This is a genomic window from Rhodoferax sp. ZS1R8 (assembly GCF_056521325.1).
The window spans coordinates 1-4,405 of sequence record NZ_JBWMBA010000014.1; the positions used below are offsets into that span (position 1 = coordinate 1).

At 59.1% G+C, this 4,405-nt stretch carries 6 protein-coding genes and 1 pseudogene; 5 read left to right on the top strand and 2 right to left on the bottom strand.

All coding sequences use genetic code 11. The features are described from left to right. Window positions 1-358, top strand: a pseudogene (locus AC097P_RS23115) (hypothetical protein); the annotation flags it as partial. An 84-nt stretch (window positions 359-442) separates the two neighbouring features. Here AC097P_RS23115 and AC097P_RS23120 read toward each other — a convergent pair. Next, the gene (locus AC097P_RS23120) at window positions 443-658 is read right to left on the bottom strand and encodes a hypothetical protein (RefSeq protein WP_479612794.1); all 216 of its coding nucleotides are present in this window, start codon (window positions 656-658) and stop codon (window positions 443-445) included. A 509-nt stretch (window positions 659-1,167) separates the two neighbouring features. Here AC097P_RS23120 and AC097P_RS23125 point away from each other — a divergent pair. The 4 genes from AC097P_RS23125 (at window position 1,168) to AC097P_RS23140 (ending at window position 4,193) form a co-directional block, all read left to right on the top strand. Further along, on the top strand, window positions 1,168-1,515 hold the full coding sequence (locus AC097P_RS23125; protein WP_479612795.1) for a hypothetical protein: 348 nt from the start codon (window positions 1,168-1,170) through the stop codon (window positions 1,513-1,515). Window positions 1,516-1,609: 94 nt separating this feature from the next. Beyond that, entirely contained in the window at window positions 1,610-3,124 is a 1,515-nt protein-coding gene (locus AC097P_RS23130) for a DDE-type integrase/transposase/recombinase (RefSeq protein ID WP_479612796.1), read from the top strand. Continuing rightward, the gene (locus AC097P_RS23135) at window positions 3,121-3,969 is read left to right on the top strand and encodes an ExeA family protein (RefSeq protein WP_479612797.1); all 849 of its coding nucleotides are present in this window, start codon (window positions 3,121-3,123) and stop codon (window positions 3,967-3,969) included. Before AC097P_RS23130 ends, AC097P_RS23135 begins: the two co-directional genes overlap by 4 nt. Before the next feature lie 2 nt (window positions 3,970-3,971). Then, window positions 3,972-4,193 carry a hypothetical protein gene (locus AC097P_RS23140; protein ID WP_479612798.1) on the top strand — a complete coding sequence of 74 codons (222 nt, stop codon included), beginning with the start codon at window positions 3,972-3,974 and terminating at the stop codon, window positions 4,191-4,193. A 121-nt stretch (window positions 4,194-4,314) separates the two neighbouring features. Here AC097P_RS23140 and AC097P_RS23145 read toward each other — a convergent pair whose 3' ends face one another. Next, window positions 4,315-4,389: a hypothetical protein gene (locus tag AC097P_RS23145; RefSeq protein WP_479612799.1), complete on the bottom strand. Its 75-nt coding sequence runs from the start codon at window positions 4,387-4,389 to the stop codon at window positions 4,315-4,317. Window positions 4,390-4,405 lie beyond the last annotated feature (16 nt).

Consider the following 4,405-nt stretch of genomic DNA (forward strand, 5'->3'; position numbering starts at 1 on the left):
ACCACTGTTGCACAAAGTGCATCAGACGCTCCGCCCTGGTGGAATGTTCGTCTTTTCGGTCGAGCACCCCGTCGTCACGTCGTGCGACCTCGCTTGGAAGGAATCAGGGCCGCGCCAAGACTGGGTAGTAGACAACTACTTCAGTACAGGGAAGCGGGTAACCGAGTGGATGGGCGCGAACGTGGTCAAGTACCATAGAACGGTAGAGGATCATTTTCTCGCTCTGCAGCGTTGCGGGTTTAGAGTCGAGAGCCTTCGCGAATCAAAACCTCTTCGATCCAATTTCGAATCGGAAGAGACCTTCCTTCGTCGTAAACGAATACCGCTGTTCCTTCTCATCTCAGCCAGTCGCGTCTAGTCCCATGCAGGCACCTAACCCTTCCATCGAACGGGCAGTCACAAGCGGGCTCCGCCCACTTGTGACTGCCGCTAACGGCAAACGTTAGACCGCATGGACAGCATCTCGCTCGAAGTTCTGACCGCCCTTGCTGGGCTGATTGTTGCCGGGCTCAGTTACTTCGCGACCGTTCAGCGAAGTCGGATGCAGGCGAACGAAACGTTGAATGCGTCCGAGCGCCTTGTGAGCATGTTCACCCCCCGTGATGGCATACCAGTCCGAATTGATCAAGTAGCGTGATGGATGGATGGTTCGACCCATCACCGTTATTGAAAAAATCAGGTGCGGGAGGCGTCCACGCAACGCACTTCTTGCATATGGGTGTGACGGTGAGGATGGGCGAGTCCGGAGGTTTTTGGATTTTCTGTATCAGGCCCCTGCCAGGGCGCCGCAGGCCCCCCCCTGGTGAGTGTTTTCACCAATCGCGCTGGCCATTGCACAGTGAATTGATCAATTCAGCGTGACAGACAATAAAAATCTCCCACCAGGACTTTGAACAAGCGGTCCTTGTGGGAGAGTCTCTTTCGACCAAGATCGAGACCATCAAAGTGTGCCACGCCTTACTTCAAAACCCCAACTTCTTCTCACTTTTATTGCAAATTGATGCGCACGAGGCGGCTCAATTGCAATCCCAGCAATGTTCATGCGGAGCTGTCCTGCACAAGGCAGACTACCCGCGCAAGCCGCGTGGTTGTCCGCCTGAGCTACGGCCTGACTTTGAGACGCGCTTTAGCTTCTGCTGTAGCCAGTGCCGTAAGCGAACGACGGCGGTGTCGGTGCGGTTTCTGGGGCGACGCCTGTACCTAGGCTTGATCGTGGTGCTGATGTCGGTGCGACGCACGACGCTCAGTGCGCAGGCGGTGCAACTGGCTGATGCACTGGGTGTACCCGCTCGCACCATTGCACGGTGGCGCCATTGGTGGCTTCAAGTCTTTCCCACCACGCCCCTGTGGGCTGCTGCCTGCGCGCGCTTCATGCCCCCGGTTGACACCCAGCATTTGCCCACCAGCCTGATTGAACGCTTTGCCGGCCCTGCGGCTGAGGTGGCGATGCGTCTGCTGGCCTTTCTATCCCCCTTGAGCGTGCGCCCTGTGATCACGCTGCAAGAGGCTCGCTGATTTCCCGCAGAGGATGCCAATAGTCAAACTCACCCAAGATTTGTAGCCTTCACTCCCACAAGCGATGCCGCCGGCGTCGCAATTTGGAGTGAACTTGAAACCCATAAAAGATCCCCGTCAGCGCGACCGCTGGGCGCGCCTGCGCTTCTTAATCATTGGCCCCTTGCTGGCCGCACCGCCCGATCCAGGCGAACTGCAAACTGCCTTGGGCCTGCTGGCCACCAAGACCTGGCGCCATCCAGCATCTGGGATGGATGTCAGCTTTGGCCACTCCACGCTGGAGCGCTGGTACTACGCGGCCCGCAAGGCAGATGACCCGGTGGCTGCCCTGCGCAACCGCCTGCGCGGTGGCGTCCAGCGCTTCCCCAGCCTGTCGCAATTGGTCATCGATACCTTGACCCAACAATACCGCGAGCACCCAGGCTGGACTGCACAACTGCACTTTGACAACCTGCGCGTGAGCTTCCAAGGCAGTGGCGGCGCAGCCGCTACTTCGTCTTCTTCGTCTTCTTCGTCTTCTTCGTCTTCAGTCTCTTCTTACCAAACCGTGCGCCGCTACCTCTTGGCCCAAGGCATGTTTCGCCAGGCCCAACCCAAACGCGCCACTGCCGGTGCCTTGGCCGCGCGTGACCGGCTGGAACGTCTGGAGGTGCGCAGCTTTGAGGTGGACCATGTCAATGCACTTTGGCATCTGGACTTCCACCACGGTTCGCGCAAGGTGCTCACCCGTTTGGGAGAGTGGGTGACGCCGATGATCCTGTGCGTGATCGATGACCGCTCCCGCTTGGTGTGCCACTTGCAGTGGTATCTGGACGAGACGGCGCAAAGCCTGATCCATGCCTTGTGCCAGGCCTTCATGAAGCGCGGCCTGCCGCGCGCCTTGATGACCGACAACGGGGCGGCGATGCTGGCTGAGGAAACCACCAACGGCTTGGCGGCACTTGGCATCGTGCACCAAACCACGCTGCCGTATTCGCCGTACCAGAACGCCAAGCAGGAATCCTTCTGGGGCCGCCTTGAAGGGCGCTTGATGGCCATGCTCGAAGGCGAGCAAAGCTTGGACCTGGATGCCCTCAATCTGGCGACCCAAGCCTGGACCGAGCAGGAATACCACCGCACGCGGCACAGCGAGATTGATGCTACGCCGATGGATCACTATTTGGCTGGCCCCAATGTCAGTCGGCCCTGCCCAAGCAGTGCTGCACTGACTGAGCGCTTTCGCATTGAGGTCAAGCGCACACAGCGCCGCTCGGACGGAACCGTCAGTCTGGGTGGCGCACGCTTTGAGATACCCAGTCGCTACCGCCACTTGCAACAGGTTCAATTGCACTATGCGCGCTGGGATTTATCACGGGTCGATCTGGTGGATGCGCGCACCGGCGCCATCCTGTGCCCAGTCAAACCATTGGACAAGTCCGCCAACGCCAATGGCCAGCGTCGCCGCTTGAGTCCAGCCGATGTTGATCTTTCACCGCTGGCACCAAAGGGTCTACCTGCTTTGATGACGCAGCTCCTGGCTGACTACGCCGCCACCGGCGTGCCGCCGGCCTATTTGCCCACTTGTGTCCCCCCAGCAACCCAAACCACCACGAATGAGGTCTGTCCATGAATCACAAGCTACTGGCCCTGTATGGGCTCAAGTTCAATCCCTTCTCGCCAGAGTTGCCCGTGGACGCGATCTATGTGCCGCAGAAGATCGAGAGTTTTTGTTGGCGCATTGAGCATGCACAAATCCGCGAAGGTGGCTTTGCCATGGTGCACGGTGAGCCCGGTAGCGGCAAGAGCATTGTGCTGCGCGTGCTGGCCGAGCGTTTGAAGAAGCTGCCCGATGTGACGGTGGGCGCCATCAATCACCCTCAGAGCAATCTGGCGGACTTTTACCGTGAGCTGGGGGATGTCTTTGGGGTGCCGCTGCGACCCTCCAATCGTTGGGGTGGTTTCAAGGCTTTGCGTGCGCGTTGGCTGGCTCACATGGAGTCCAGCCGTTGTCGGGCGGTGCTGCTGGTCGATGAGGCGCAGGAGATGACGGCTCAGGTGTTGTCGGAGTTGCGCCTGTTGGCGAGTTCGAGCTTTGATTCACAGTCGCTGTTGTGCATCGTGATGGCGGGGGATGCCAGACTGATTGAGAAACTGCGCCGGGAGGAACTCATTCCCCTGGGGAGCCGGATTCGTACCCGGCTGGCCACGGAGTTTGCCAGTCGGGATGAACTGTTGGCCTGCCTGGAGCATTTGTTGGCCGGCGCGGGTAATGCCAGTTTGATGACGGCCCAGTTGCGCCATACCTTGTGTGACCATGCCGCTGGCAACTATCGGGTTCTGACGACGATGGCGGCGGAACTGCTGGCCTGTGCGGCGCAAAAGGATTTACCGCTGCTCGATGAGAAGCTGTACATGGATGTCTTTGCGCCCCCGGCCAAGCCCACGCAGCGTCGCGTGACTGGTGCGGGGCGCTGACCATGAGACGAGCCAAGCACCGCTACCCATGCCCGATGTGTGAAAGCGCTGAAACCCGCACGCTGTCGGAAGAAGACGCCGTTGAGATCCACGAGTTCTTGGAGGTGATAGCAGCCAACTTCCTGAGTCGCTATGGTGAGCGGATCTATCGCCATTACACCAAGCAGGCCAAACGCCATGTCAACCCCGACAAACCATGGCTCAACTCTGACGAGCCCTTCTGATCATTGACCGGCTCTAACAAAGCGGCGTCCGTAGCAATACCGACGCCGTTTTGTTTGCAATCCTCGCCTAAACGTACATTACCAAACGTGGTTATGGGTCCATCGACTTGGGTGTTCACACTCAGCCATCGAGCACGCGCACACGGTCTGCGTTGGCCAGCACCATCAAGGTGCGCCGCACATGGGTATGCGGGATGGAGTAGTCATTGAGG

Bases quoted from the DNA above. Each gene is read 5' to 3' on its own strand.
- AC097P_RS23120 (WP_479612794.1), bottom strand. From the start codon at position 658: ATGGGTCGAACCATCCATCCATCACGCTACTTGATCAATTCGGACTGG.
- AC097P_RS23135 (WP_479612797.1), top strand. From the start codon at position 3,121: ATGAATCACAAGCTACTGGCCCTGTATGGGCTCAAGTTCAATCCCTTC.
- AC097P_RS23140 (WP_479612798.1), top strand. From the start codon at position 3,972: ATGAGACGAGCCAAGCACCGCTACCCATGCCCGATGTGTGAAAGCGCT.